Here is a 25,800-nt window from a genome sequence, read left to right on the forward strand (position 1 = left end):
CGCCAGCCACAGGCCCGCCACCAGCCCACTTCTCCAGCCCTCACGGCCTGTCCTCGCGAGGACGTCCGCAAGGGCGGAGGAGCGCCCCGGCTCAGGCTGCGCAGACGTAGCTGTGGATCGAAAACACCACCGCGCCGCTCTCGGGCAACCGCACCAGGCTCTGACGCTCGGACCGCAGGTACCGCGCCTCTGACGGCAGGACCGGCACCCGCCGCGCCCTTTCCGACCGGGGCTGGTGCAGCGCCGGATCGGCGTAATGCAGCAGGTTGCTGCGCCAGAGCGGCCGGCCGGGTTTCACCCCGTCGAACAGCCGCTGCACCCGCGCCGCGATGGCGGCGTCATAGTCCTCGACCGGCGCGTGAATGCCGGTCAGCGGCCGCAGGAACTTCTCGTCCAGCCGCCAGCTCGCCGGGAAACAGAGCACCGCGCCGGTCAGCACAGCCTCTTCGCCGCGCCTCTCCAGCAGGCAGAAATCCTCCTGCACCAGCTGGCCGAGCGTCTCGAGCGGCCGCGCGTCATCCAGCACGACCTCGCGCCCGTCAGGACAGAGCATCCGACCCTCACCCAGACCAAAGTCGCTGCGCGCCGAGAGCTGCTCCACCACCATCGCCAACAGCTCCTGTGCCGCCGGCAGGGCCGCAGGATCGAGCTGAACCACCGCCTCGCGACAGCCCTCCAGCAGCCGCAGGCGCTCGGCCATCTGCGGCGCATAGACTTCGTCCACGATCAGCCAATCGGCCATGTCGAGTGGTTGCACCCCAGGCAGAGGGCGCGGCGAAAGGTCGTGCGGGATACGGTGGTGCAGGATCATCCGCGCGGTGTAACGCACCGGGAAGTCAAGAAAAAGGGGCGGCGCGGCGTCAGCCGGTCACCAGGTCGTAATGGGCGATATGCCGCCGGGCCACCAGCTCTGCCTCCTCTGGCGCAATATGCGGGCTGTCGTAATCCTCGCCCACAAAGGCCTTGAGCGCCTCGAGATCGCGCCAGACCATGACAAAGGCAAAATCCTGCGGGTGATCGGCGCGCGCCGCCCCCGGCAGAACCTCGACACAGCCCTCGGTCGATCGCATCAGCGGGATCGCGGTCTCGTGGAAGAACCGGGCAAACTCCGCCTCCTTGCCCGGGTGGGTGGTGACCTGAAATATGCGCAGGATCATGACGCGCCTCCTGTCGGTTGCAGGCCCCCAGTCTAACACGAAACGGCCCGCCGCGCCGGGGCGGCTCTCAAACCCTCGTGACGGGACTGACATGAACGTGGCGCCGGGCCCGCAGGCACCCTAGTCTCGGCTCATCGCCTCGACGAAAGGAGCCGACATGCCCACCGAACGCTTCACCTTCCAGGGCCATTCCGGTGCGCCGCTGGCCGCGCGGCTCGATCTGCCGGACGGGCCACTGCTGGCCACCGCGCTCTTTGCCCATTGCTTCACCTGTTCCAAGGACATCCCCGCCGCGCGGCGCATCGCCGGGCGGCTGGCGGCCATGGGGATCGCGGTGCTGCGCTTCGATTTCACCGGGCTGGGCCAATCTGAAGGCACCTTTGCCGAGACCACATTCTCCAGCAATGTCGAGGACCTGCAGGCCGCCTGCAAGGCGCTCTCGGCGCGTGGCCTGACGCCGTCGCTGCTGATCGGCCATTCGCTGGGCGGGGCCGCCGTGCTGCGCGCCGCCGGTCGGCTGCCGGCGGTCAAGGCGGTCGCCACGCTGGGCGCGCCCTTCGATCCCGGCCATGTCACCCACAACTTCGGCGGCGCGCTGGACGAGATCGAAGCGCAGGGCACCGCCGAAGTCACGCTCGGTGGTCACCGGATCGAGATCGGACGCGGCTTTGTCGAGGATGTCTCGGCACAGAATCTCGCCCCGGCCATCGCCAAGCTGCACCGAGCGCTGCTGGTGCTGCATGCGCCGCTCGACGACGTGGTGGGGATCGAGAATGCCGCCAATATCTTCATGGCCGCCAAGCACCCCAAAAGCTTTGTCACCCTCGACGATGCCGACCACCTGCTTAGCCGGCCGCGTGATGCCGAATATGCCGCCGAGGTGATTGCCGCCTGGGCCGGGCGTTATCTCGACCTCAAGCCGCCTGCCCCGCCGCCGGGCGCGCCCGAGGGCATCGTGCGGGTGTCGGAGGCCGATCCCGAGGGCTTTCTGCAGGACGTCAACAACGGGCCCTATCACCACGTTCTGGCCGACGAGCCAGAGGCCTATGGCGGCACCAACCGCGGCTTGTCGCCTTACGGCTTTCTCTCTGCCGGCCTTGGCGCCTGCACCTCGATGACGATCCGCATGTATGCGCGGCGCAAGGGCTGGCCGCTGACCCATGTCAGCGTCGACGTGAGCCACGACAAGGTGCATGCCCAGGACGCCCAGGCCCGCAGCGACGGCAAGGCCGATCACTTCAGGCGGGTGGTCCGGCTGGAAGGCGATCTGAGTGACGAACAACGCGCCAGACTGATGGAGATTGCCGACAAATGCCCGGTGCACCGCACGCTGGAGCGGACCTCGGTGGTGCTGACCGAGGCCGGCTGAGCGCGCTTATTCCCAGACGATCTTGCTGCCCCAGCTGCGGAACAGCTGGCGGACCTTGGGGGTCATGAAGCCCTTGCCCTTGGCGTATTGCGGCAGGGTGAAGGATGAACCGGCGTTGACCTCGATCACCACCGGGCCCTCATCGGTCAGGGCAATGTCGGTGCTCTGATAGCGCAGCGGCGCATGCAGGCGCGCCACCCGTTCGTTGACCTCGCGCAGGGCTTGCCAATGCGGCAGGCACTTGCCGATGATCTCGCGGTCGGTCTCGGGGTGGGTGTCGAGGTGGCGCAGCTCGGGGCCTTCGGATTGCACCAGGGTGCGGATCTCGCCGGTCTCGGGGTCGATGTCGCAAAGCATGTTGCCGTCGCGCCAGAAATTGTCGGCCTGATTGCGCTGTGACGGCAGCTTGAGCACCGCCGCCGGCACATAGACGCCGTCGCCGTCGACCATGTTGACCACCCGCACCGTGGCGGTGGTGTCGGTATAGTCGCGCAGGAAGCTGCAGTTGCTGACGAATTTCTGCAAAAGGAAGGCATTTTCGCCCACGATGCTGGCAAAGAAATGCTCGTAGGACATCGGCCCGTGGTCGCGCAGCATCAGCCCTTCGCAATCGGCTGAAAGGATGGTGAAGACCCCGACAGAGCCCAGCCCCCGCATGTTCTTGCCAAAAAGCGGCGTGTCGATCCCGCCGCCGATCGCCTTGCGCAGGGCTTCGGGCCCGGAGAATGGCGTGCTGCCATGGTAGGCCCGCCCGGTGCGGTCGATCACGCCCAGCGTTTCCGGCACCGGCAGCCCGTCGGCCTCGAGCAGCTTGGCCGAGAGCCACTTGTCCTCGGTCACCGCGAACCAGTGCAGGTCGTTGACCTCGTGGATGATGGCGTTCTGCAGCAGCCAAGAGATGAATTCGCCGCGCTCTTCCTCGCTGTGGGCCTCGGTGTCGTAGAGCCGGAACTTGACGTATTCGTCCAGCTCGATCTTCTGCCGGCCCTTGCGATACTTGGCGGCCTCGAGCCCGATGCCGAACGCGCCCCGCCCCGAGGTTCGCGCCGCATGGGCGATGAGCTCGGTCCTGTTGTATTCGTGCTTGGCGGAATAGCTCGCCTGATCCCGGGCCACGATGGTCCCGGTTTCGATGCCTGCGGTGAGCGTTGCGTCGGACATGCCCTTATCCTCTTCGCTTTTTGCGGTTACTGACCTCATTTCCGCAACAATGGGGCGAAAATGCGGCCACTGGCCGCGGCGTTGTTGAAAATTCCCCTAAACTTGCAGCGATGCCACGTCCTCTTGTCCCCCCGTCAGCTTGGGCGTATGACCCCGCGCAAATGCTCGCCACCGCCTGACACCAGCCTGAGAGGACGCCAGATGATCCCCCGCTATTCCCGCCCCGAGATGACCGCGATCTGGGAGCCCGCGACCAAGTTCCGCATCTGGTTTGAAATCGAGGCCCATGCCTGCGACGCCATGGCGAGGTTGGGCGTGATCCCGCAGGAAAACGCCGACGCGGTGTGGAAGGCCAAGGACGTGGAGTTCGACGTCGCCCGGATCGACGAGATCGAGGCGGTCACCAAGCATGACGTCATCGCCTTCCTCACCCACCTGGCCGAACATGTGGGTTCCGAGGAAGCGCGTTTTGTCCACCAGGGCATGACCTCGTCCGACGTGCTCGACACCTGCCTCAACGTGCAGCTGGTGCGGGCCTCGGACCTGCTGCTCAAGGGCGTTGACCGGGTGCTGGCCGCGCTCAAGACCCGCGCGCTGGAGCACAAGGACACCGTGCGCGTCGGCCGCAGCCACGGCATCCACGCCGAGCCGACCACCATGGGCCTCACCTTCGTCCGCTTCTACGCCGAGATGGACCGCAACCGCGCCCGCCTGGTGGCCGCGCGCGAGGAAATCGCCACCGGCGCCATCTCCGGCGCCGTCGGCACATTCGCCAATATCGACCCGGCGGTCGAGGAGCACGTCTGCGAGCAGCTGGGCCTCTCCCCCGAGCCGATCTCGACCCAGGTGATCCCCCGCGACCGCCACGCGATGTTCTTTGCCGTGCTCGGTGTCATCGCCTCGTCGATCGAGAACATCGCCGTCGAAATCCGCCACATGCAGCGCACCGAGGTGCTGGAAGGCGCGGAATTCTTCTCGATGGGCCAGAAGGGCTCTTCGGCGATGCCGCACAAGAAGAACCCGGTTCTGACCGAGAACCTGACCGGCCTCGCCCGTCTGGTGCGCATGACGGTGATCCCGGCGATGGAGAACGTGGCCCTCTGGCACGAGCGCGACATCTCGCATTCCTCGGTCGAACGCGCCATCGGCCCGGACGCCACCATCACGCTCGACTTTGCCCTGCACCGCCTCGCCGGTGTGGTCGAAAAGATGCTGATTTTCCCCGACAACATGCTCGACAACATGAACAAGTTCCCCGGGCTTGTGATGTCGCAGCGGGTGCTTCTGGCCCTGACTCAGGCCGGCGTATCACGCGAGGATGCCTATGCCATGGTGCAGCGCAATGCGCTCAAGGTCTGGGAAGAGCGGGTCGATTTTCAGGAGCAGCTTCTGGCCGACGCCGATGTGGTTGCCGCGCTGGGCGAGGACGGCATCAAGGAAAAGTTCGACATGGGCTATCACACCAAGCACGTCGACACGATCTTCAAGCGGGTCTTCGGCGAGAGCTGATGCAGGCGGCTGCGCCGGCGGGTCATCCCCTCTGCGCGGCTCCTCCTGCATTGAATTGCGGAGGCTTCGGCCCTCGGACCTGGTTCAAGCCGCGCCCACCCGGGCGCGGCTTTTCACATTGGCCTCGATGAACTCCCGCGTCTCTGTCAGCGTCAGGCAGGCGCGCGCCGGGGTCTTGCTGGCGATGGGGTTCCGCAACGCTCCGAGAATTCGGGCGCGCTCCTCTTCACCAAGGGTGGCCAGTGACATCGGCCCCAGCAACAGCGATTCCGAGGCGCAACCCTCGGCAAAGATCACCTCGTGCGCCTGACACAGGAGATGCACCCAGGTGATCTCTTTCCGGCCCAGCATGTGCCGCACACCCGGCAAGATTGTCAGCGCCTTGGCCGGCACGAAAACCTCGCTCGGGAAACATCCCTGCAACTGCCCCTGCCCGCCCACCAGGATGCGGTGCTGCGGCGAGACGATCAGATTGCGGCGCGGAAGCCCGGGGCCGAGCGCGCCGGCCGGGATCAAGACCGGGTGCTGCTCGCGCCTGAAGTCTCGAAGGTCATGCTGCGAGGCCCGGCTCCAGATCACCGGTTGAAACCCGTGATCGAGCGTGCGCAGCCGCTCGCCCTGTTGAATGGCCTCAACCGGGCGCAGCCCCCGATCGGTTTTAATCAGCGTGCCTGCGGCATAGCAGACCACGGCCGTCGACTCGAAGTTCTGTGTATTGCTCGAGGACTCCGGGCTTCGGTAGGAGTCTGTGCCATTCCCGCCGTCGATCTTGGCCGTACTTGCGTTGCGGCCGACATAAACGTTGTCATCGCCGCCTTCGGTCTGGATGTCGCCGGCGGTCAGATTGTTGCCGAAATAGAGAACGTCGTCGCCGGCACCGGACTTCAAGTGCTTGAGCGTGGCGTCGTGGCCAAAGCGGATGGTGTCGTTGCCGCCGCCGGTGTTCCAGTCCTGGTCAGTGAAGAACCCGTCACCGACGAGGATATTGTCAGCCCCGGTGCTGGACCCGAAGAGCTTGCCCATCACCACGTTGTCACCGACCATCAGGTTCATGCCGGAGGAATTCGTCCCCATCAGGTCGACATCCGGAAGCTGGACGCCGTCGGCGACCGAGATCGTCGGGATCACGTCGCCGGTGAAGTTGACCTTTACGACGCTGGCGTTGCTTTCGTTGAACTGAACGTCGAACTGCGCGGGCGGATTGCCGGTGGCATTGAAGGTGACATCATGGCCGATCGACGGGTCCATGATGTAGACATCACCGTCGGTCACTTCGATGATGGAACCCGCATGAATCTCGTCCGGACCCAGCGGATCCTTGTTCATGTCGACGATGGTGTAGGTGGCCACTGCGCTGCCCCGTATCTTTTCCTGATGATGCAATGGGAATTATGGCTGTTTCAAGGTTAACGATGTCGGAATTCCCGAAGTGTGGCCGAATGTTTGGTGGATTTGCGGCTTCATGCTACCCTCGGGGCCTGGCAGAGCCCGGCTCTGCCCTCACCTTGGGAGAACCCCGATGTTCAAGACCGTATTCTGTGCCGCGTTTCTGGCCCTGTTGCCGGTGATCGGCTATGCCGGTTGCCCCGCCGGGCACCAGGCGATGTCCTGCGCCGAAGGCAGCGTCTGGGATCAGGCGGCAGGCGCCTGCGTCGAAAAGGCCACCAGCTGACGGAGGGCCGTGCCCAGCAAGGCGCGGCTTCAGCATTTCTTCACCCTTCTGCGGCTATCTGGTTTCCGTAGACTGCCGGAGGGGACGGGATGAGCCAGCTCGCGACGACAACCAACCTGCCATCGGTTCCCGGTGGCGCGGAGAGTGTTGCGCGCGCAGCCCCTGCCGGCCGATCGCGCGCGGCGCAGCTGACGCGCAAGCAGAAAGCGGCGATCATCGTGCGGCTGCTGGTCAACGAAGGCAGCGAGGTGCCGCTGGCCGAATTGCCCGAAAGCCTGCAGGCGGACCTGACCCAGCAGATGGGCGCCATGCGCTATGTCGACCGGGCGACCCTGGCCGATGTGGTCAGCGAATTCGCCGATGAGCTGGAATCGGTCGGCCTGCATTTTCCCAATGGCATCGCCGGGGCGCTGACGGCGCTGGACGGGCGGATCTCGCCGCAGACGGCAGCGCGGCTGCGCAAGGAGGCCGGCGTGCGCCAGACCGGCGATCCCTGGCTGCGCATCCGCGCCCTGCCCGTCGCCCGCATCCTGGACTTCATCACGTCCGAAAGCACCGAGGTTGCGGCGGTGCTGCTCTCCAAGCTCGACACCGCGATGGCGGCCGAGATCCTGTCGAAAATGCCGGGACCGGAGGCGCGCAAGATCACCTATGCGGTCTCGCTCACCGCCAATGTCACGCCCGAGGCGGTCGATCGCATCGGGCTGTCACTGGCCAGCCAGCTCGACCGTGACCCGGTGCGCGCCTTCAAGGCCGAGCCTGTGGCGCGGGTCGGCGCGATCCTCAACTCCTCGCCCGCCGCCACCCGCGACGCGCTTCTGACCGGGTTGGAGGAAGAGGACGAGGCCTTTGCCGGCGCGGTGCGCAAGGCGATCTTCACCTTCGAGAATATCGGCGACCGGGTGCAGGCCACCGACGTGCCAACCATCACCCGAGAGGTCGATGCCGAGACCCTGGCCCGCGCCCTGGCCGCCGCCAAGGCCAAGGGGCTGGAGGCGATCGTCGACTTCCTGCTCGGCAACATGTCGAAACGCATGGCCGAGGGGCTGCGCGACGAGATGAACGACGTGGGCGATCAGAAGCCGAAAGAGGCCGAGGCCGCGATGAGCGCCGTGGTCGCGGTGATCCGCCGGCAGGCGGACGCCGGGACCATCACGTTGATTGCGGAGGATGAGGAGGAATAGCGCCGACAGCGGCTTGTTCGGCAGAGGGCTGCAGGGTTGGCAGCCAGGCTGACTTGGCAGAAAACGGGCCAAGTCGGGCACTATCGCGGCCAGCAGAACGCCATGAGGCGGACGCCCTCAGGGCAGGTTATGCGCCGCCAGCATCGGTCCATAACCCGCCTGTTGCACCAGCACGGCGGCCGAGGTGATCTCTGGCAGTTCGACGCGGAAGGCCTGCTTGCCGTCCCAGACCCCCAGCTCCTGCCAGCTCTGAACGATATTGGCATAGCTGATGGTGCGCCCGGCATTTTCGCCGTGGGTGATCTCGACCGTGGCCTGCGGGTCGTAATCCACCAGCATCACCTGGATATTGGCCGGCAGATCGCCGGAGGCGGTCAGCGTCAGGACGGCCTTGCCGCCCTCGTCCTCGACCGAGAGCGTCACTGGCCGCGGCCGCGCCTCGTGCTGAGAGATCAGTTCGCTCACATCCATCGGGTGATTGCCGACCACGTGGTCAGTGCCGTTGATGATCATCTGCGGCGTGTAGATCATCCGCCGTCCTGCGGCCTTGGCATACCCCTTCTGGCGCTTGGTGTGCCCCGGCAGGGCAAAGCGGTCTTTCCAGCCGATGTAATCCCAGTAATCGACATGCAGCGCCAGCGCGATGACGTCGGGCCGCCCTGCCAGATTGTGCAGCAACTCGTCGGCCGGCGGACAGGAAGAACAGCCCTGAGAGGTGAACAGCTCGACAACCACGGGCGCGCCCGGCTCGGCCTCGGCCTGCGCCAGCACTCCCGAAGCGCCTGCCATGCTCGTCAGCCCGAAAGCCGCGGCGCCAAGGATCACCTTCAAACGCATTCAAATTCCCCGTTTCGTCGCATATGCCTACCTAGAGGCAGGCGGCTGAAATAACCAATCAAGGTTTTGCGATTTTCGGTGACAGCGTCCAGCCCCGCGAAAGCCGGAATTTTTTGCATACTATCGCATACAATTCGTCGCACCCCCCTTGATTGCGCCCCCCCGACAGGTCTATTGCACTCTCAGCGAAACCCCTTGGCATCATCGGAAGGGAGCCATTCCATGCCCATCACAGTCGGTCATGACAGCTCGAAGACCCGCAAGTCGATTTCGGCGGGCGGCAAGAGCCTGTCGTATTACTCCATCCCCGCCGCGCAGGAGGCCGGTCTTGGCGACTTCTCGCGCCTGCCCGCCGCCCTGAAGGTGGTGCTGGAAAACATGCTCCGCTTCGAGGACGGCAAGACCGTCACCACCGATGACATCAAGGCCTTTGGCGACTGGGCCAAGGACGGCGGCAAGGGCACGCGCGAGCTGGCCTATCGCCCGGCCCGCGTGCTGATGCAGGACTTCACCGGCGTTCCCGCCGTGGTCGACCTCGCGGCCATGCGTGACGGCATCGTGGCGCTGGGTGGCGATCCGGAAAAGATCAACCCGCTGAACCCCGTCGATCTGGTCATCGACCACTCGGTGATGATCGACGAATTCGGCAACCCGCGCGCCTTCCAGATGAACGTGGACCGCGAGTACGAGCGCAACATGGAGCGCTATACCTTCCTCAAGTGGGGCCAGTCGGCGTTCAACAACTTCCGCGTCGTGCCGCCGGGCACCGGCATCTGCCACCAGGTGAACCTCGAGTACCTGTCGCAGACCATCTGGACCGACGTCGACCAGAACGGTGAGGAAGTGGCTTACCCCGACACGCTCGTCGGCACCGACAGCCACACCACCATGGTCAACGGCGCCGCCGTTCTGGGCTGGGGCGTGGGCGGCATCGAGGCCGAGGCCGCGATGCTGGGCCAGCCGATCTCGATGCTGATCCCCGAGGTCATCGGTTTCAAGCTGACCGGCGCGATGATGGAAGGCACCACCGGCACCGACCTCGTGCTCAAGGTCGTGGAAATGCTGCGCGCCAAGGGCGTTGTCGGCAAGTTCGTCGAATTCTACGGCGAAGGCCTCGATACGCTGCCGCTGGCCGACCGCGCGACCATCGCCAACATGGCCCCGGAATACGGCGCGACCTGCGGCTTCTTCCCGATCGACAACGAGACCCTGCGTTACCTGACCAACACCGGTCGTGACGAGGCGCGCGTGGCGCTGGTCGAAGCCTATGCCAAGGAAAACGGCATGTGGCGCGACGAGAACTACGATCCGGTCTACACCGACACGCTCGAGCTTGACATGGGCACCATCGTGCCGGCGATCTCGGGCCCGAAACGCCCGCAGGACTACATTGCGCTCGATTCCGCCTCGACCGAGTTCGGCAAGTACATCAAGGGCCTGCGCGACGGTGTTGATGCCAGCGCCAATGCCGAGGTGCGTTGGGAAGGTGAAGGCGGCGCGCCCGAGCCGCAGGACATCCCCGGCGACGAAGGCCACCACAACAAGGGCTGGTACAAGACCGACGACGGCGCCTATCAGCTGCATGACGGCTCGATCGTGATCGCCTCGATCACGTCCTGCACCAACACCTCGAACCCCTACGTGATGATCGGCGCCGGTCTCGTGGCCCGCAAGGCCCGCGAGCTGGGCCTGACCCGCAAGCCCTGGGTCAAGACTTCGCTGGCACCGGGGTCGCAGGTTGTGTCGCACTACCTCGAAGCCGCCGGCCTGCAGGAAGACCTCGACGCCATCGGCTTCAACCTGGTGGGTTATGGCTGCACCACCTGCATCGGCAACTCCGGCCCGCTGGAAGCGCCGATCTCCAAGGCGATCAACGATTACGACCTGGTGGCGACCTCGGTGCTCTCGGGCAACCGCAACTTCGAAGGCCGGATCTCGCCCGACGTACGCGCCAACTACCTCGCCTCGCCGCCGCTGGTGGTGGCCTATGCGCTGGTGGGCGACATGAACGTCGACATCACCAAGGAAAGCCTCGGCAAGGACAAGAACGGCAACGATGTCTACCTCAAGGACATCTGGCCCTCGACCGCCGAAGTTGCCGAGCTGGTCGAACGGACCGTGACCCGCGAAGCCTTCCAGTCGAAATATGCCGACGTCTTCAAGGGCGACGAGAAGTGGCAATCGGTCGAAACCACCGATGCCAAGACCTATGACTGGCCGGCCGCCTCGACCTACGTGCAGAACCCGCCCTACTTCCAGGGCATCACCATGGCGACCAAGAAGATCGAGAACCTCGAAGGCGCCAAGGTTCTGGCGCTTCTGGGCGACATGATCACCACCGACCACATCTCGCCGGCGGGCTCCTTCAAGGAAACCACGCCTGCGGGCCAGTACCTGCGCGAGCGTCAGGTGCCGGTGCGCGAGTTCAACTCGTACGGGTCGCGTCGCGGCAACCACGAAGTCATGATGCGCGGCACCTTTGCCAACATCCGCATCAAGAACGAGATGCTCGACGGCGTCGAAGGTGGCTACACCAAAGGCCCCGACGGCCAGCAGACCTCGATCTTCGATGCCGCCATGGCGCATCAGGAAAACGGCACGCCGCTGGTGATCTTCGGTGGCGAACAGTACGGCGCGGGGTCCTCGCGTGACTGGGCGGCCAAGGGCACGGCGCTTCTGGGCGTCAAGGCGGTCATCGCCGAGAGCTTCGAGCGCATCCACCGCTCCAACCTCGTCGGCATGGGCGTCATCCCCTTCGAATTCACCGAAGGCGACACCCGCAAGACGCTGAAGCTGACCGGTGACGAGGAAGTCTCGATCCACGGTCTCGACGATGTGACGCCGGGCAAGATGGTGCCCTGCACGATCAAGTATGCTGACGGCAGCACCAAGGAAATCACCCTGAAGTGCCGCATCGATACCGCGATCGAGATCGAATACATCGAGAACGGCGGCGTCCTGCACTACGTGCTGCGCAACCTGGCGAAATCGGCGTAAGTCGAGCGTCGAGAGAGATCGGAACGGGCGCCTTCGGGCGCCCGTTTTCGTTCAAGTCCCGCCCCGTTCTCGCAGCGCCGGGTCCTCGGCTTGTTTGGCCCACATCTCCGCGATCAGCCAGTCAAGTGCAGCCCGCCCCTCGGCCGGGCTGCCGCCAGCGGCCAGCGTCCGATGCAGCAGTGTGCATTGCGGTTAATAGCACGACCTTCGCCCTTGTCTGAGGCCCGGCGCGGAACAAAGCCCACCGCGCGGCGATGGCGCGACTTGCGCTCAAGGGACAGCCCCACGCACCGCCAAACGCCGCATCTGCGCTCATCCCCCGCCCCCTCTGCCAAAATCTGCGCAGCCCCCCGCCCATCGCGCATTCGTGAGGCGACAGCCTGGCTATTCCCCGTTTATCTGCCCTCAGCCCACGTAGAATTGGGCGTAGAGGCAGAAATGGAAGTCCTACGATGAGAATGATTGTTATTTCGGTACAGGCAGCGATTCTTCTGATGCTCGCTGTCATGGGCGCACAGGGCAACGACAGCCAGCGCGCCAACTGCCCGGTCAACCAACCCGGCGCCTATTGCGAGCGCTGAGACCTGAGGCGATCCTCGATCTCCCTGAGCTGGGCGCGGACGGTCCGCGCCCGCCAGACGCTGGCCCCGATGATCAGCGCCAGCAGCACGAAGCTGACACCATAGGCCGAGAGCACCGCGCCGGCGTATTTGCCCAATTCGGGAATCATTGCATCCGCTCCCGTGCCAGGAGCGCGCGCATGCGGCGCGCCCGGATTTCCGTCTGCGTGCGGATCAGCACCAGCAGCAGAAAGAGCAGGATGAACCCCGCCATCGCCACCAGCGCCGGCCACCAGAAGACATCGGCGACGTTCTCCTCGGCATCGAGCGACAACGAGGCGCCCTGGTGCAGCCCCTGGTTCCAGAAGTTGACCGCATAACGCGACAGCACCGCAAAGACCGACCCCACGAGGCAGAGCACCGCGGTCAGATCGGCGGCGGTGTCGTCATTCTCGATGGCTGACCACAGCGCAATGTAACCGAGATAGAACAGGAACAGGATCAGGAACGACGTCAGCCGCGGGTCCCAAGCCCACCAGGTGCCCCACATCGGCTGGCCCCAGATCGCCCCGGTTGCCAGCGCGATCAGCGTCATCACCATCCCCACCGGCGCCGCCGCCCGCGCGGCCAGCGCGCTGACGTGGTGGCGGCGGATGATCCAGATCAGCGAAGCCACCAGCATCATGAACCAGGCGTTGATCGCCATCAGCGCTGCCGGCACGTGCAGGTAGAAGATCTTGACGGTCGAGCCCTGGCGGTAATCATCCGGGGTAAAGAAGAACCCCCAGATCAACCCCGCCGCGAGGCACCCCAGCGACAGCACCCAGAGCGCCGGGATCACCCGGTCGCTGGTGTCGATGAACTTTTTCGGGTTCGCGTATTCCCAGACACTGGCCATGACAGATACCTATTCGTGAATGTGTTCGGACACCAGTGACATTTTCGTAGCCCACTGCCCCGTAGGGTGGGTTTCCAACCCACCACCCCTCACCGCAGGTTCACCCTGAGCACCGCGGCGCTGGCAAAGGGCAGGAGCGCGATCACCGCCAGCGAGATCCCCGCCAGCATCATCAGCGGCGTCTGCACTTCCATGCCCTCGGCCCCGCGCCGCGCCACCTCGGCGCCAAAGATCAGCGTCGGCACGTAGAGCGGCAGCACCAACAACGACAGGAGCAGCCCGCCGCGTTTCAGCCCGACGGTCAGCGCCGCGCCGAAGGTGCCGATCACCGACAGCGCCGGTGTGCCCAAGAGCAGCGACAGCGTGAGCCAGAGAAACCCCGACCCCGCGAGGTTTAGCAATACGCCGAAGACCGGCGCCGCCAGCACAAGCGGCAGCCCGGTGGTCAGCCAATGCGCCAGCGCCTTGACCGAGACGATGCCCTCCATCGGCAGCGGTGCCGTGGCCAGGAGGTCGAGCGAGCCGTCCTCCCAGTCGAGCGCGAGGATGCGGTCGAGTGACAGGAGGCAGGCCAGCAAGGCGCCCAGCCAGAGCACGCCCGGCGCGATCCGGCCCAGAAGCTCGGACTGCGGCCCGACGGCAAAGGGCACGAGGGTGACCACGATCAGGAAGAAGGCGAGGCCGAGCCCGAAGCCGCCGCCGGCCCGGACCGCCAGCGCGAGGTCGCGTTTCAGCAAGGCGATCACAGGAAGACCTCGTCGAAATCGTCGCTGGCCTGCGGCACCGCCTTGAACTGGCTGACATCCAGCGCATCACCGTCGAGCCCCAGCTCGATATGGGTGGCAATCAGCGCCGAGCCGCCGCCGGCGAGATGGCCCCGCACCGCCTCGGCAAACATCGCCACCGCGTCGCGGTCGAGCGAGACCGTGGGCTCGTCCAGCACCCAGACCGGCCGTCCGGTAACCATCAGCCGCGCCAGCCCCAGCCGCCGCTTCTGACCGGCGGAAAGCTGGCCAGCGGCACGGTTGCGCAGGGCGTCGAGCTGATAGGCTTCGAGCGCCGCGTCGATCTCGGCCTGGCCAAAAACCCGCGCCCAGAAGGTCAGGTTCTCGCGCACCGTCAGCGTCGATTTCAGCCCGTCGGCATGGGCGGCATAGGCCACCCGGTCCTCGGCCCCGGTGAGCGTGCCGCGCAGCGGCGGCTGCAGGCCTGCGACGGTGCGCAGCAGCGTGGTCTTGCCGATACCGTTGGGTCCGCGCAGCACCAGCGCCCGCTCGGGCGGCAGCGCAAAGCTCACGCCTTCGAGCACCGGGATGCCGCCTCGGGTGACGGTGAGAGTGTCGGCCTGCAATATCATGGCGCGAGACTTGCCGAAAAACCCTTGCGTCAGCAAGCCGATAGGCGCGCGGGCGTCACTCTGCCGCTGCCACGGTCAACGCCGCAAGAGCGACGCGCCGGCCTTCTGACAGCAGCACGTTGTAGGTGCGGCAGGCGGCGGGAGAGGCCATGGCCTCGACCCCGAGGCCGGCCTCTTCGAGGGTCTGGCGCAGTTCGGCCGGGATATGCGCGATCTCGGCACCGGTGCCGATGAAGAGCACGTCGCATTGGCCGGCAAGGGCCAGCAGGGCGTCGCGGTCGTCGAGCCCGTCCCAGAGGCGGGTGCCCGAGGGCGCGGTGATCACATGGCCGGCGTAGACCTTGCCGCCGATGCGGAAGAAGCCGGGGCCATAGCCGTCAACGGGTTCGGCGTCGGTATAGGAGATCTCGTTCAGTCGCATGGGGAAGAGATAGCGGGATTGATTAGGGAAGGGAAGATGGCGGTCGCCTAGCGCAAGCCGCGCATCGTCGGGCCGCGGTGCGGCGAACTTCGGGTGGTTCGGCAGCACTTTATCAGCAACTCCCGCAAAAGACCGGAGCGCTGGGTAAGGTGAATTGATGGCGTGAAGTACGAGCCGCGCATCGTCGGGCCGCGGTGCGGCGACCAACGATAGTTCGGCAGCGTTTTATTCAGGCCACTCCCGCAAATGATCGGAGCGGCGCGCCTACGTCAGCCCAATCGCCGCGCCGGGGGGCGGCACGGCGATGCGCGGCGGCTTGCAGCCGCTGTTAACGCGCTGGGGAAGGTGAATTGATGGCGTGAAATACGAAACGCGCATCGTCGGGCCGCGGTGCGGCGACAAACGATAGTTCGGCAGCGCTTTATTCCGGCCACTTCCGCAAATGGTCAGACCGATGCGCTTGCGTCACCGAAATCGCCGTGCCGACGGGCGACCTGGCGAAGCGCGGCGGCTTGCAGCCGCTGTCGACGCGCAGGGGAGCGGTGACCCCGGCAGCGGCAGTCCCTCACAAACCACGCACACGGCCGCGAATCCCGCCCCTTCGCCTTGCAAACCGCCCCTGCCGCGCATAGGTTCCGGCAAAATTCGGCGGGGGTCCTCCCCGCGGCCCTCATCTTGAAAGGACGCCTCCATGGAAGGCAATGCGATCGCGCAATTCATCCCGCTGATCCTGATCTTTGCGATCATGTATTTCCTGCTCATCCGCCCGCAGCAGAAAAAGATGAAACAGCACCAGAACATGGTCAGCGCCCTGCGCCGCGGCGACCAGGTCGTCACCCAGGGCGGGCTGATCGGCAAGGTGACCAAGGTCAAGGAAGAGGGCAACGAGATCGAGGTCGAGATTGCCGATGGCGTCAAGGTCCGCGTGGTCCAGAACACCATCGCCCAGGTTCTCAACAAGACCGAGCCTGCGAATTCCTGACCTCTGAAAGGAGCGCGGCGAATGCTGCAGATCGATCATTGGAAACGGGTGCTCATCTGGGCACTCTGTGCGGCGGGGCTTCTCTTGGCCCTGCCGAATGCGTTTTACAGCCGGGTCGAAGGCGTCAATGACGCCCGCGCCGCCATCGTGGTCGAGGGCGAAACCGCCCTCCTGGCCGATCAGGCCGCCGGCTGGCCGTCCTTCCTGCCCTCGTCGCTGGTCAACCTCGGTCTCGACCTGCGCGGTGGCGCGCATCTCCTGGCCGAGGTGCGGGTGGAAGAGGTCTACGAGAGCCGGATCACCGCGCTCTGGCCCGAGGTGCGCGACGCCCTGCGGCCGCTCCGCAGCGAGGTCGGCACCATCCGCCGCCAGAATGCGCCGACGGATGAGCTGCATGTCAAGATCGGCAATGCCGAGGGCATGGCGGCCGCCATGGCCGCGGTGCGGACGCTGGCACAGCCGGTGGTCTCGCTGACTGCGGCAGGCGAGCAGGACCTCGCGGTCCGTGGCGAAGGCGACGTGATGATCGTCACCCTGTCCGACGCCGAGAAACTCGCCACCGACGAGCGCACGGTGCAGCAATCGCTGGAAATCATCCGCCGCCGCATCGACGAGGTCGGCACCCGCGAGCCCACCATCCAGCGTCAGGGCAGCGACCGCATCCTGATCCAGGTGCCGGGTCTCGGCTCCGCGCAGGAGCTCAAGGACATCATCGGCACCACCGCCCAGCTGACCTTCCAGCCGGTCGTGGGCCGCACCACCGACGGCACCGCCACCCCCGGCATCGGCGAGGAAATCCTGCCCTCGCTCGACGAACAGGGCACCTTCTACATCCTCGAGGAAAACCCGGTGGTCACCGGTGAAGAGCTGACCGACGCGCAGCCCTCGTTCGATCAGAACGGCCGGCCGGCAGTCAACTTCCGCTTCAACCCCTCGGGTGCGCGCAAATTCGGCGATTACACCGCCGAGAACATCGGCAACCCCTTTGCCATCGTGCTCGACGACGAGGTGATTTCGGCCCCGGTGATCCAGAGCCACATTCCTGGCGGCTCGGGCATCATCACCGGCAACTTCTCCGTCGAGGAATCGACCAACCTCGCGGTGCTGCTGCGGGCGGGCGCCCTGCCCGCCGGTCTCGATTTCCTGGAAGAGCGGACCATCGGCCCGGAACTGGGCGCCGACAGCATCGCCGCCGGCAAGGTGGCCACGATGGTGGCCTTTGCCGCGGTGCTGGTCTTCATGGTGCTGTCCTACGGGATCTTCGGGCTTTTTGCCAATATCGCGCTGATCCTGAACGTCGCGCTGCTCTTTGGCCTGCTCAGCCTGATCGGCGCCACGCTGACCCTGCCGGGCATTGCCGGCATCGTTCTGACGGTCGGCATGGCAGTGGATGCCAACGTGCTGATCTTCGAACGGATCCGCGAAGAGCTGAAAACCGCGCGCGGCCCGGCCCGGGCGATCGAGCTGGGCTATGAAAAGGCGCTCTCGGCGATTGTCGACGCCAATATCACCACCTTCATCACCGCCGTGATCCTGTTTGTCATGGGTTCCGGTCCGGTGCGGGGCTTTTCCATCACGCTGGGTCTGGGCATTCTCACCTCGGTCTTCACCGCGATCTTCGTGACGCGGCTGATCATCGTGACGTGGTTCGAACGCCGTCGCCCCAAAACCATCGAGGTATAGGCCCATGCGCTTGAGACTTGTTCCGCAGGACACCAACTGGGATTTCTTCTCGCGGCCGAAGCTGTGGCTGGGGATCTCGGTGTTCATGATCCTGCTCTCCTTCGTCTCCTTCGGGGTGCGCGGGCTGAACTACGGCATCGACTTCATGGGCGGCACCACCATCCGCACCGAGAGCACCCAGGCCGTCGACGTCGGCGCCTATCGTGACGCGCTGGCCGCGCTCGATCTGGGCGACGTAGTGATCTCGGAGGTCTTCGATCCCTCCTTCGACGAAGACCAGCATGTCGCCATGGTGCGCATCCAGGCCCAGGAGGGTGAGGAGAGCGTCTCGGCCGACGTGGTGGCCCAGGTCGAGGCGGCGCTGCAGTCGGTCACGCCCGACATCCGCTTCATCTCGGTGGAATCGGTCGGGCCCAAGGTCTCGGGCGAGCTGATCCAGACGGCGGCGATTGCCGTGGTGCTCGCCATCGCGGCGGTGCTGGTCTACATCTGGCTGCGCTTCGAATGGCAGTTTGCGCTGGGGGCCGTGGTGGCGCTGGTGCACGACGTGATCCTGACCATCGGGGTCTTCTCGGAGCTGCAGATCCGCTTCGACCTTGCCATCATCGCGGCACTTCTGACCATCGTCGGCTATTCGCTCAACGACACCGTGGTGGTCTTTGACCGGGTGCGCGAAAACCTGATGAAGTTCAAGAAACGTCCCCTGCGCGAGGTGATGAACCTCTCGATCAACGAGACCCTGAGCCGGACCTTCATGACCTCGCTCACCACGCTGCTGGCGCTGATCGCGCTCTTCGTGCTGGGCGGCGACGTGATCCGGGGCTTTGTCTTCGCGATGATCTGGGGCGTGGTGGTCGGCACCTATTCGTCGATCTTCGTGGCCTCGGCGGTGCTGCTGATGCTGGGCGTCAAGCGTGACTGGACCAAGACCAACGACACCACCGGCAACCAGTTCGGCAACGTGGACGCCTGAACATGGTCCTACCTGACTGGCTGGTCCCGGTGCTTGCGGTGCCGGGGCTGGGCTGGATGGCCTTTACCATCGCGGTGGCGGGTATTGTCCGCGGCTTCACCGGCTTCGGCACTGCGCTGATCTTCGTGCCTGTTGCGGGCCAGTTCCTGCCGCCGGCCGATGTCATCCTCCTGATCACCCTCACCGGCGTCGGATCGACCGTGGCCCTGCTGCCGCGGGCCTGGAAGGATGCCGACCGCGCCGAGGTGGGCCTGATGGCGCTTTGTGCGGTGCTGACCGTGCCGCTGGGGGTGCAGGCGATGCAGGCCCTGCCCGACACCACAGTGCGCTGGGTGGTCACCGCGATTGCCGGCGGCACGCTTCTGGCGCTGATCACCGGCTGGCGCTTTCGCGGAACCATGAGCCGTGGCGGTCTGGTGACCATCGGTCTCGCGGCCGGGCTGATGGGCGGCATGACCGGGCTGACCGGTCCGGTGGTGATCCTGTTCTACCTCGTCGGGCTCAAGACCGCGCGGGTGGTGCGCGCCAATACCATCCTCTATCTCGCCCTGCTCGACGTGGTGGTCTTTGCCAACCTGGTCTTTGCCGGGCTGAGCAATCCGGCGATGATCCTGGTGGCCGTGGTGCTGGGGGTGCCTTACGTGGTGACCGCGCTGATCGGCCAGCGGCTGTTTGATCCGACCTACGAGAAGGCCTATCGCTGGATCGCCTATGCGGTGATTGCCGCCGCCGTGGTCTCTGGCGCGCCGCTCTTCGACTGAGGCGGCCCCTACCCCTTTGGCCCGACTTGTTGCATAACCCGGGCGCGACTCACACCAATCAGAGGACGAAGAGATGCACGACATCCGCGCCATCCGCGAAAATCCCGCCGCTTTCGATGCGGCCATGGCCCGCCGTGGAGTGGAGAATGCGTCGTCGTCCCTGCTTGCGATCGACGAGGCGCGCCGCGCCGCGATCCATGCTGCCGAGACCGCCCAGGCCGACCAGAAGGCCGCCGCCAAGGAGGTGGGTGCTGCCAAGGCCAAGGGTGACGAGGCCGAGTTCGAGCGGCTGCGTGCGCTGGTCGGCGAAAAAAAGGCCGAGGTCAGCGAGATGCAGGCCCGCGCCAAGGAGCTCGACCAGCAGCTGACCGATGCGCTGATGGCGATCCCCAACGTGCCGTTCGACGACGTGCCCGATGGCGCCGACGAGGACGACAACGTCGAGATCCGCCGCTGGGGCACGCCGCGCGCCTTCGACTTCACGCCGAAGGAGCATTACGAGCTGGCAGGCGTCAAAGACGGCATGGATTTCGAGACCGCCGCCAAGCTCTCGGGCGCGCGCTTCGTGGTGCTCTCGGGCGCCGTGGCGCGCATCCACCGGGCGCTGGCGCAGTTCATGGTCGACACCCATGTCGAAGAGAACGGGCTGACCGAGACCTGGACCCCGGTCCTCGTCAAGGAAGAGATGATGTATGGCACCGGCCAGCTGCCGAAATTCGGCGAGGACAGCTATCAGACCACCAATGGCTGGTGGCTGATACCGACCTCCGAGGTGACGTTGACCAATATCGTCAACGGGCTGACCGTGGCCGAGAGCTACCTGCCCCGCCGCTATGTTGCCCATTCGCAGTGCTTCCGTTCGGAGGCTGGCAGCGCCGGGCGCGATACCGCCGGCATGCTGCGCCAGCACCAGTTCGAGAAGGTCGAGATGGTCTCGGTCACCCACCCAGAGAAGAGCCGCGAGGAACTGGACCGCATGACCGAGTGTGCCCAGGGCATTCTCGAGCGACTGGGTCTGCCCTACCGCACCGTGGTGCTCTGCACCGGCGACATGGGCTTTGGCGCACGGCGCACCCATGACATCGAGGTCTGGCTGCCGGGACAGGACAGCTACCGCGAGATCTCCTCGGTCTCGGTCTGTGGCGATTTTCAGGCCCGGCGGATGAACGCCCGGATGAAGCCCGCCGATGGCGGCAAGCCGGAGTTCCTGCATACGCTGAACGGTTCGGGTCTGGCTGTCGGCCGCGCCCTGATCGCGGTGCTAGAGAACGGCCAGCAGGCCGATGGCTCGGTCAGCTTGCCAGAGGCGCTGCACCCCTACCTGCGCGGAAAAACCACGCTTTCTGCCGAGGGCACACTGGTCTGAGCCACGCGGCGCATTAGATGGCGGGGCATGACACGTGCTCTCGCCATCCTGCTTTTCGTCGCCGCCCTGAGCTTTGCCCTGGGTCCCTTCCTCGCGCCCGGGTTCAACGGGTTCGACCCCGATCAATTCCCCATTCCGCAAGACAATCCCCCGGCCCAGCCGGCGGGCTATGCCTTTGCGATCTGGGGGGTGATCTATGTCTGGCTGATCGTCGGTGCCGGGTTCCAGCTGCTCAAGCGCGCCGATGCGCCCGACTGGGCACCGCTGCGCCTGCCGCTGATCGTCTCGCTGGTGGTGGGCACGTCCTGGCTGGCGGTGGCGCAGATCAGCCCGGTCTGGTCGACGGTGTTGATCTGGGTGATGTGGGCCGGTGCCGTCATGGCCCTCCTGCGCGCGCCGGAGCGGGACGGCTGGTTCGGGCATTGGCCGCTGGGGCTTTATGCCGGCTGGCTGACGGCGGCGTCCTGCGTGTCGCTGGCCCTGCTGCTGGCGGGATATGGCGTGACAGACGGTGTGCTGGCGGCGCTGCTGGCGCTGGTCCTGGCCTTGGGGCTGGCGGTGATGGTGATCCTGCGTCGGTCCGATGCGCCGGGCTATCCCATCGCGGTGGTCTGGGCGTTGGTTGGTGTCGTGGTGGGCAACTGGCCTGACGGACCGGTGGTGGTGATGGGTCTGGCGCTGGTCGGAGCGCTGGGGCTGGCGGTCCTGGCCTGGCTGCGGCGTGAGCAGGTTTCGGCAGGTTCGTAGCTACGAGCGTTAGCCGGGCATTGACGGCGCGCGCGGTGGCGATCCAACCGTGGTCTTGCAGCACTTTATCTCTGACGTGTCAGGACGACCTACGAACGACGCGCTTACCTCAGCCAAATCGCCGCCGCGTGGGGGCGCGTCATGCCGGAGGCATGCCTCCGGCATGGCGATGCGCGGCGGCCTTGCGGCCTTGATTCCGCGCTTGGGCATTGGTTGGACGTTGGATTAGCATTGAAAGTGCCGGCAGAGTTCCCAAGCTTCGTATCTACGAGCACGAGCCGCGCATTGCCGGCGCGCGCGGTGGCGATCTGACGGTAGTTCTACAGCGCTTTATCTCTGACGTGTCAGGACGACCTACGAGCGACGCGCCTGCCTCAGACAAATCGCCGCCGCGTGGGGGCGCGTCATGCCGGAGGCATGCCTCCGGCATGGCGATGCGCGGCGGCCTTGCGGCCTTGATTCCGCGCTTTGGCATGGTACGGATGTTGCACCAAACCGGCCAAGACGAAGAAGCGCCCGCAAGTCCCCCCGATCACTCCCCCCGGTTCTTCCCCAGATGCTTGCGCAGCTTCGACGGACCGGGCTTTTTGCGCCCCTTGTAGGGGTTCTTGTCGCCCTGCCCGCGCAAGGTCAGCCGGATCGGCGTACCGGGCATGTCGAACCCTTCGCGCAACCCGTTCACCAGATACCGGGTATAGCTCTCGGGCATCTTGTCGGGATGCGAGCACATCACCACGAACCCCGGCGGCCGTGTCTTGGCCTGTGTCATGTACTTCAGCTTGATCCGGCGGCCCTGCGGCGCCGGCGGCGGGTGGGCCGAGACCATCCCTTCGAGCCAGCGGTTGAGCTGCGCTGTGGTCACCCGGCGGTTCCAGATGTCATGCGCCCGGATGATCGCCTCGTGCAGACGGTCGAGCCCCTTGCCGGTCTTGGCCGAGACGGTGATCAGCGGCGCGCCCTTGAGCTGCGGAAGAAGCCGGGTGAAGGCCTCCTTGAGGTCGCGCAGCTTCTGCTGCTTCTCGGGCTCCACGTCCCACTTGTTGACCGCCACCACCACGGCCCGGCCCTCGCGCTCGGCGAGATCGGCAATCCGCAGGTCCTGCTGCTCGAAGGGAATGGCGGCGTCGAGCAGGACAACCACCACCTCGGCGAACTTCACCGCCCGCAAACCATCCGATACCGACAGCTTCTCGAGCTTTTCCTGCACCCGCGCCTTCTTGCGCATGCCGGCGGTGTCGAAGACCCGGCAGGGCGTGCCGTTCCAGTCGATCTGCACCGAGATCGCATCGCGGGTGATCCCGGCCTCGGGACCGGTCAGAAGACGGTCCTCGCCGAGGATCTGGTTGATCAGCGTCGACTTGCCGGCGTTGGGCCGGCCGACGACAGCGATCTGCAGCGGCTTGTTCTTGGTCGGCGCATGGTCCGGCGCTGCCTCGGCGTCGACATCGACCACCACATCGGTCTCTGGCGTGTCGTCAACAGCCGTCAGCGCCAGCTCGTCCGAGATCGGCAACAGCGCGGTGTAGAGATCGTTGAGCCCCTCGCCGTGTTCCGCCGAAAGCCGGATCGGCTCGCCCAGGCCAAGGTTCCAGGCCTCGATCACGCCGGCATCGGCGGCAGAGCCTTCGCCCTTGTTGGCGGCCACCAGGATGTGCTTGGCGCGCTTGCGCAGGATCTCGGCGAACATCTCGTCCACCGGGGTCAGCCCGACGCGGGCGTCGATCATGAACAGGCAAACGTCGGCCATGTCGACCGCGCGTTCGGTCAGCCGCCGCATCCGACCCTGCAGGCTGTCGTCGGTGGCATCCTCGAGACCGGCGGTGTCGATCACGGTAAAGCGCAGGTCCGCCAACCGCGCCTCGCCTTCGCGCAGGTCGCGTGTCACGCCGGGCTGGTCGTCGACCAGGGCCAGGCGTTTGCCGACGAGGCGGTTGAACAGCGTGGATTTGCCCACATTGGGGCGGCCCACGATGGCGAGGGAAAAGGACATCTGTCTACTCGGGCTCCGGAAGCATCAAACGCCCCCGATACATCAGCCGCCGATGGCCTGCAACTGGCCCTTTTTGGTGACGATGTACATCACGCCATTGGCCACCACCGGGTTCGAGGTCGCGCCGCCGGGAATCGGGGCGGTTTTCAACAGCTGCCCGGTCTCGGGATCAAACGCCCTGAGCTGGCCGTCGCCGCCCGCCACGTAAAGCCTGCCACCGGCAAGGACCGGGCCGTAGTTGCCATAGATCGCCTCGCGCTTGCGCGGCCGCTGGGTGGTATAGCCGGGCAGTTCGACCGACCAGACCTCGCCGCCGTTCGAGGCATTGACCCGCTTGAGCTCGTTGCGGTCCGAGATGAAGAAGACCGCGCCGCCGGCCACCCAGGCCGGTTGCAGCGCCGCGTCCCGCACCGTCCACTTGCGCGTGCCCGAGACGGCATTCAGCGCCACCAGGCGGCCGGAGTGATTGGCCACATAGACCGTGTCGCCCACCACCACCGGATCGCCGGTGATGTCGTCGACGCGGTTGATGGCAAAGCCGTTGCGGCTGCCCGCGAGCGTGGCGTTCCACATCCGCAGACCGCCCTTCTTGAAGGCGCCCTGCACCTCGCCCGAGCCATAGCCGAAGATCACGAACTGGTCGGTGACCGCCGGGGCCGGGCCGCCGTGCACGTTGTTGATGTCTTCCAGACCGTCGATCTGCCAGCGAATGCGGCCGGTGTCGGCCTCAAGCGCCCAAGCGGTGCGGTCGCCGGCCACCAGGTAGACGATCTCGCCGTCATAGCTCGGCGCGGCGGTGCCGCTGGCCTGCAGCTTCTGGCTCCAGATCTCGGCGCCGGTCGCGGGATCGAGCGCGGTGACCGTGCCATAGCCCGAGGTGACATAAAGCCGCCCGCCGCCCACGGCCAGCCCGCCGCCGGACCCCTGCCCGGCGCCATCGCGTGCGGGGGCGAGGTTGCGCGACCAGAGCGTTGCCCCGCCGGTCGAGGTGGCGGTGACCTGTGCTTCGGCGTCGAGGGTGAAGATGCGGCCGTCGGCCACCACCGGATCGGCGGTGATGCGCAGCCTGCGGGTTTCGCCCTGGCCGATCGCGGCGGTCCAGAGCGTCGACATCGCGGTTCCGAACGCCGGGTGATCGGTGCGGGTGGCGGGCGTGCCATGGCCCTGAAGCCAGTTCGCGTTGCGCCGCGCCGCCGGCAGGGTCAGGCGGTCCGCCGCTGCCGCTTCGGGGGCTAGAGTGGCCTCGTCGGCGCGGATCGGTTCCCGCTTGCCGGGCAGGATCACCTCGTTCTGCGAACAGGCCGCCACCAAGCAAAGCGCGGTCACGCCCAACACCGTCCTGCTTCTTGCCGTTTTCACCAAAACCGCCCCCGTCATTCCTTGTCGACCGATCCGTTGCCGGTCCATCCCTCGGCCAAGCTGCCGTTCTGCCACAGTTTATGCGGCGTCAAGCGCTCCGCCCAAGGCGACAATCACCTGAGAGACCCGCTGGCGCAAGCCTGCCGTCACCTCGGCATCGGCAAGGATCGCCTGAAACCTTTCGATTGCGGCTTCGGTGTCACCGGTTTCCACCTCGATCAGCGCAATCTGCTCTTCGGCCAGCAGCCGCAGCGGGCTGCCGGCACGCGCCAGCGCCTCGAAACCGGTGCGGCGTTCGTTGGCCTCGGTGGTGCCGGATTGCAGCAGCAGCATGCGGAAGCCGGCGATGTCGCGATAGATCTGCGGCACCTCGCCATCGGCGGCGATGGCCGAGAGCGTCTCGGCCGCGGCCTCGGGCTGATCGGCGCTGGCCTGTTCGGCGGCGGTCAGAAGACCCAAGAGCGCCCGGCCACCGGCAGAGCCGGCCTCGACACCGCCAAGCGCCTCGACCCGGGCCTCCGGCGCCTCGGTCTCCAGCGCCGCGAGGATCGAATCGCCAAGCGCCTCGGCCTCGGCCCGGTCCTGCGCGCGGGAATATTCCCGCCAGGCCGCGCCGCCGACGATCAGCAGCACCAGCAGAACGCCGATCCAGCCGTAGCGCTTGAGCAGCAGGAAAAGCCGGTCACGGCGGACCTCTTCGCTGACTTCTTCGATGAAACTGTCGTTCTGGCTCACGTCGCTGCCTCTTGTTCTGGGGCCGTTGTCCCGGCCCACGGGCCGATCCCGCCCCTCTTACCCCGGGTCGGTGCAAGTGCCA

Annotated in this window: 25 protein-coding genes; 12 read left to right on the forward strand and 13 right to left on the reverse strand. The window is 66.0% G+C overall.

Annotated features, from left to right (window positions below; genetic code table 11):
- Positions 1-91: 91 nt before the first annotated feature.
- On the reverse strand, positions 92-829 hold the full coding sequence (locus ACN0SE_RS08965) for a heme-dependent oxidative N-demethylase family protein (RefSeq protein ID WP_417524179.1): 738 nt from the start codon (positions 827-829) through the stop codon (positions 92-94).
- A gap of 31 nt (positions 830-860) precedes the next feature.
- Complete coding sequence (locus ACN0SE_RS08970) at positions 861-1,157, reverse strand: antibiotic biosynthesis monooxygenase family protein (RefSeq protein ID WP_417524180.1); 297 nt, start codon at positions 1,155-1,157, stop codon at positions 861-863.
- A 157-nt stretch (positions 1,158-1,314) separates the two neighbouring features.
- On the opposite strand from ACN0SE_RS08970, the gene ACN0SE_RS08975 reads away from it, so the two are divergent.
- Positions 1,315-2,526 carry an alpha/beta fold hydrolase gene (locus ACN0SE_RS08975; protein WP_417524181.1) on the forward strand — a complete coding sequence of 404 codons (1,212 nt, stop codon included), beginning with the start codon at positions 1,315-1,317 and terminating at the stop codon, positions 2,524-2,526.
- A gap of 6 nt (positions 2,527-2,532) precedes the next feature.
- Here the strand turns inward: ACN0SE_RS08975 and ACN0SE_RS08980 are convergent, their stop codons facing one another.
- A complete protein-coding gene (locus tag ACN0SE_RS08980) occupies positions 2,533-3,687 on the reverse strand; it encodes a sugar-transfer associated ATP-grasp domain-containing protein (protein WP_417524182.1) in 1,155 nt (384 codons plus the stop codon).
- Between the two features lie 201 nt (positions 3,688-3,888).
- Here ACN0SE_RS08980 and purB point away from each other — a divergent pair, with 201 nt between their 5' ends.
- Positions 3,889-5,196, forward strand: coding sequence for an adenylosuccinate lyase (purB, locus tag ACN0SE_RS08985; RefSeq protein ID WP_417524183.1), 1,308 nt, complete (start codon positions 3,889-3,891; stop codon positions 5,194-5,196).
- Positions 5,197-5,280: 84 nt separating this feature from the next.
- Here the strand turns inward: purB and ACN0SE_RS08990 are convergent, their stop codons facing one another.
- Positions 5,281-6,546: a Hint domain-containing protein gene (locus ACN0SE_RS08990; RefSeq protein ID WP_417524184.1), complete on the reverse strand. Its 1,266-nt coding sequence runs from the start codon at positions 6,544-6,546 to the stop codon at positions 5,281-5,283.
- A gap of 169 nt (positions 6,547-6,715) precedes the next feature.
- Between ACN0SE_RS08990 and ACN0SE_RS08995 the strand changes: the two genes are divergently transcribed.
- Both ACN0SE_RS08995 and ACN0SE_RS09000 read left to right on the forward strand, forming a co-directional pair.
- Positions 6,716-6,868, forward strand: coding sequence for a hypothetical protein (locus ACN0SE_RS08995; RefSeq protein WP_417524185.1), 153 nt, complete (start codon positions 6,716-6,718; stop codon positions 6,866-6,868).
- An 89-nt stretch (positions 6,869-6,957) separates the two neighbouring features.
- Complete coding sequence (locus tag ACN0SE_RS09000) at positions 6,958-8,052, forward strand: flagellar motor switch protein FliG (RefSeq protein WP_417524186.1); 1,095 nt, start codon at positions 6,958-6,960, stop codon at positions 8,050-8,052.
- Positions 8,053-8,169: 117 nt separating this feature from the next.
- Here ACN0SE_RS09000 and ACN0SE_RS09005 read toward each other — a convergent pair whose 3' ends face one another.
- Positions 8,170-8,889: a DUF1223 domain-containing protein gene (locus ACN0SE_RS09005; RefSeq protein WP_417524187.1), complete on the reverse strand. Its 720-nt coding sequence runs from the start codon at positions 8,887-8,889 to the stop codon at positions 8,170-8,172.
- Between the two features lie 222 nt (positions 8,890-9,111).
- Here ACN0SE_RS09005 and acnA point away from each other — a divergent pair, with 222 nt between their 5' ends.
- The gene (acnA, locus tag ACN0SE_RS09010; RefSeq protein WP_417524188.1) at positions 9,112-11,886 is read left to right on the forward strand and encodes an aconitate hydratase AcnA; all 2,775 of its coding nucleotides are present in this window, start codon (positions 9,112-9,114) and stop codon (positions 11,884-11,886) included.
- A gap of 452 nt (positions 11,887-12,338) precedes the next feature.
- The gene (locus tag ACN0SE_RS09015; RefSeq protein WP_417524189.1) at positions 12,339-12,467 is read left to right on the forward strand and encodes a hypothetical protein; all 129 of its coding nucleotides are present in this window, start codon (positions 12,339-12,341) and stop codon (positions 12,465-12,467) included.
- On the opposite strand, the gene ccmD is transcribed toward ACN0SE_RS09015, so the two are convergent.
- From ccmD to ACN0SE_RS09040, 5 genes are all read right to left on the reverse strand, one after another.
- Positions 12,452-12,616 carry a heme exporter protein CcmD gene (ccmD, locus tag ACN0SE_RS09020; RefSeq protein WP_417524190.1) on the reverse strand — a complete coding sequence of 55 codons (165 nt, stop codon included), beginning with the start codon at positions 12,614-12,616 and terminating at the stop codon, positions 12,452-12,454. The genes ACN0SE_RS09015 and ccmD overlap by 16 nt on opposite strands.
- On the reverse strand, positions 12,613-13,344 hold the full coding sequence (locus tag ACN0SE_RS09025; protein WP_417524191.1) for a heme ABC transporter permease: 732 nt from the start codon (positions 13,342-13,344) through the stop codon (positions 12,613-12,615). Before ACN0SE_RS09025 ends, ccmD begins: the two co-directional genes overlap by 4 nt.
- An 89-nt stretch (positions 13,345-13,433) precedes the next feature.
- Positions 13,434-14,090, reverse strand: a complete 657-nt coding sequence (gene ccmB / locus ACN0SE_RS09030) for a heme exporter protein CcmB (protein WP_417524192.1) — start codon at positions 14,088-14,090, stop codon at positions 13,434-13,436.
- A complete protein-coding gene (gene ccmA / locus ACN0SE_RS09035; protein ID WP_417524193.1) occupies positions 14,087-14,701 on the reverse strand; it encodes a heme ABC exporter ATP-binding protein CcmA in 615 nt (204 codons plus the stop codon). Before ccmA ends, ccmB begins: the two co-directional genes overlap by 4 nt.
- 55 nt (positions 14,702-14,756) lie before the next feature.
- Complete coding sequence (locus ACN0SE_RS09040) at positions 14,757-15,122, reverse strand: Mth938-like domain-containing protein (RefSeq protein WP_417524194.1); 366 nt, start codon at positions 15,120-15,122, stop codon at positions 14,757-14,759.
- 691 nt (positions 15,123-15,813) lie between these two features.
- On the opposite strand from ACN0SE_RS09040, the gene yajC reads away from it, so the two are divergent.
- From yajC to ACN0SE_RS09070, 6 genes are all read left to right on the forward strand, one after another.
- Positions 15,814-16,104: a preprotein translocase subunit YajC gene (yajC, locus tag ACN0SE_RS09045; RefSeq protein ID WP_417524195.1), complete on the forward strand. Its 291-nt coding sequence runs from the start codon at positions 15,814-15,816 to the stop codon at positions 16,102-16,104.
- A 21-nt stretch (positions 16,105-16,125) separates the two neighbouring features.
- Positions 16,126-17,787 carry a protein translocase subunit SecD gene (secD, locus tag ACN0SE_RS09050; protein ID WP_417524196.1) on the forward strand — a complete coding sequence of 554 codons (1,662 nt, stop codon included), beginning with the start codon at positions 16,126-16,128 and terminating at the stop codon, positions 17,785-17,787.
- 4 nt (positions 17,788-17,791) lie between these two features.
- Positions 17,792-18,760, forward strand: coding sequence for a protein translocase subunit SecF (secF, locus tag ACN0SE_RS09055; RefSeq protein ID WP_417524197.1), 969 nt, complete (start codon positions 17,792-17,794; stop codon positions 18,758-18,760).
- Between the two features lie 2 nt (positions 18,761-18,762).
- The gene (locus ACN0SE_RS09060) at positions 18,763-19,521 is read left to right on the forward strand and encodes a TSUP family transporter (RefSeq protein WP_417524198.1); all 759 of its coding nucleotides are present in this window, start codon (positions 18,763-18,765) and stop codon (positions 19,519-19,521) included.
- Positions 19,522-19,594: 73 nt separating this feature from the next.
- Positions 19,595-20,887 (forward strand): serine--tRNA ligase, encoded by a 1,293-nt coding sequence (serS, locus tag ACN0SE_RS09065; protein ID WP_417524199.1) that lies wholly within the window; start codon positions 19,595-19,597, stop codon positions 20,885-20,887.
- Between the two features lie 27 nt (positions 20,888-20,914).
- Positions 20,915-21,634 (forward strand): hypothetical protein, encoded by a 720-nt coding sequence (locus tag ACN0SE_RS09070; RefSeq protein ID WP_417524200.1) that lies wholly within the window; start codon positions 20,915-20,917, stop codon positions 21,632-21,634.
- Between the two features lie 532 nt (positions 21,635-22,166).
- Here ACN0SE_RS09070 and der read toward each other — a convergent pair.
- The 3 genes from der to ACN0SE_RS09085 form a co-directional block, all read right to left on the reverse strand.
- The gene (der, locus tag ACN0SE_RS09075) at positions 22,167-23,624 is read right to left on the reverse strand and encodes a ribosome biogenesis GTPase Der (RefSeq protein ID WP_417524201.1); all 1,458 of its coding nucleotides are present in this window, start codon (positions 23,622-23,624) and stop codon (positions 22,167-22,169) included.
- Between the two features lie 42 nt (positions 23,625-23,666).
- A complete protein-coding gene (locus ACN0SE_RS09080; RefSeq protein WP_417524202.1) occupies positions 23,667-24,950 on the reverse strand; it encodes a PQQ-binding-like beta-propeller repeat protein in 1,284 nt (427 codons plus the stop codon).
- A 111-nt stretch (positions 24,951-25,061) separates the two neighbouring features.
- A complete protein-coding gene (locus ACN0SE_RS09085; RefSeq protein ID WP_417524203.1) occupies positions 25,062-25,718 on the reverse strand; it encodes a hypothetical protein in 657 nt (218 codons plus the stop codon).
- Positions 25,719-25,800 lie beyond the last annotated feature (82 nt).

The organism is Marinovum sp. (genome assembly GCF_048263515.1).
GTDB lineage: Bacteria > Pseudomonadota > Alphaproteobacteria > Rhodobacterales > Rhodobacteraceae > Marinovum.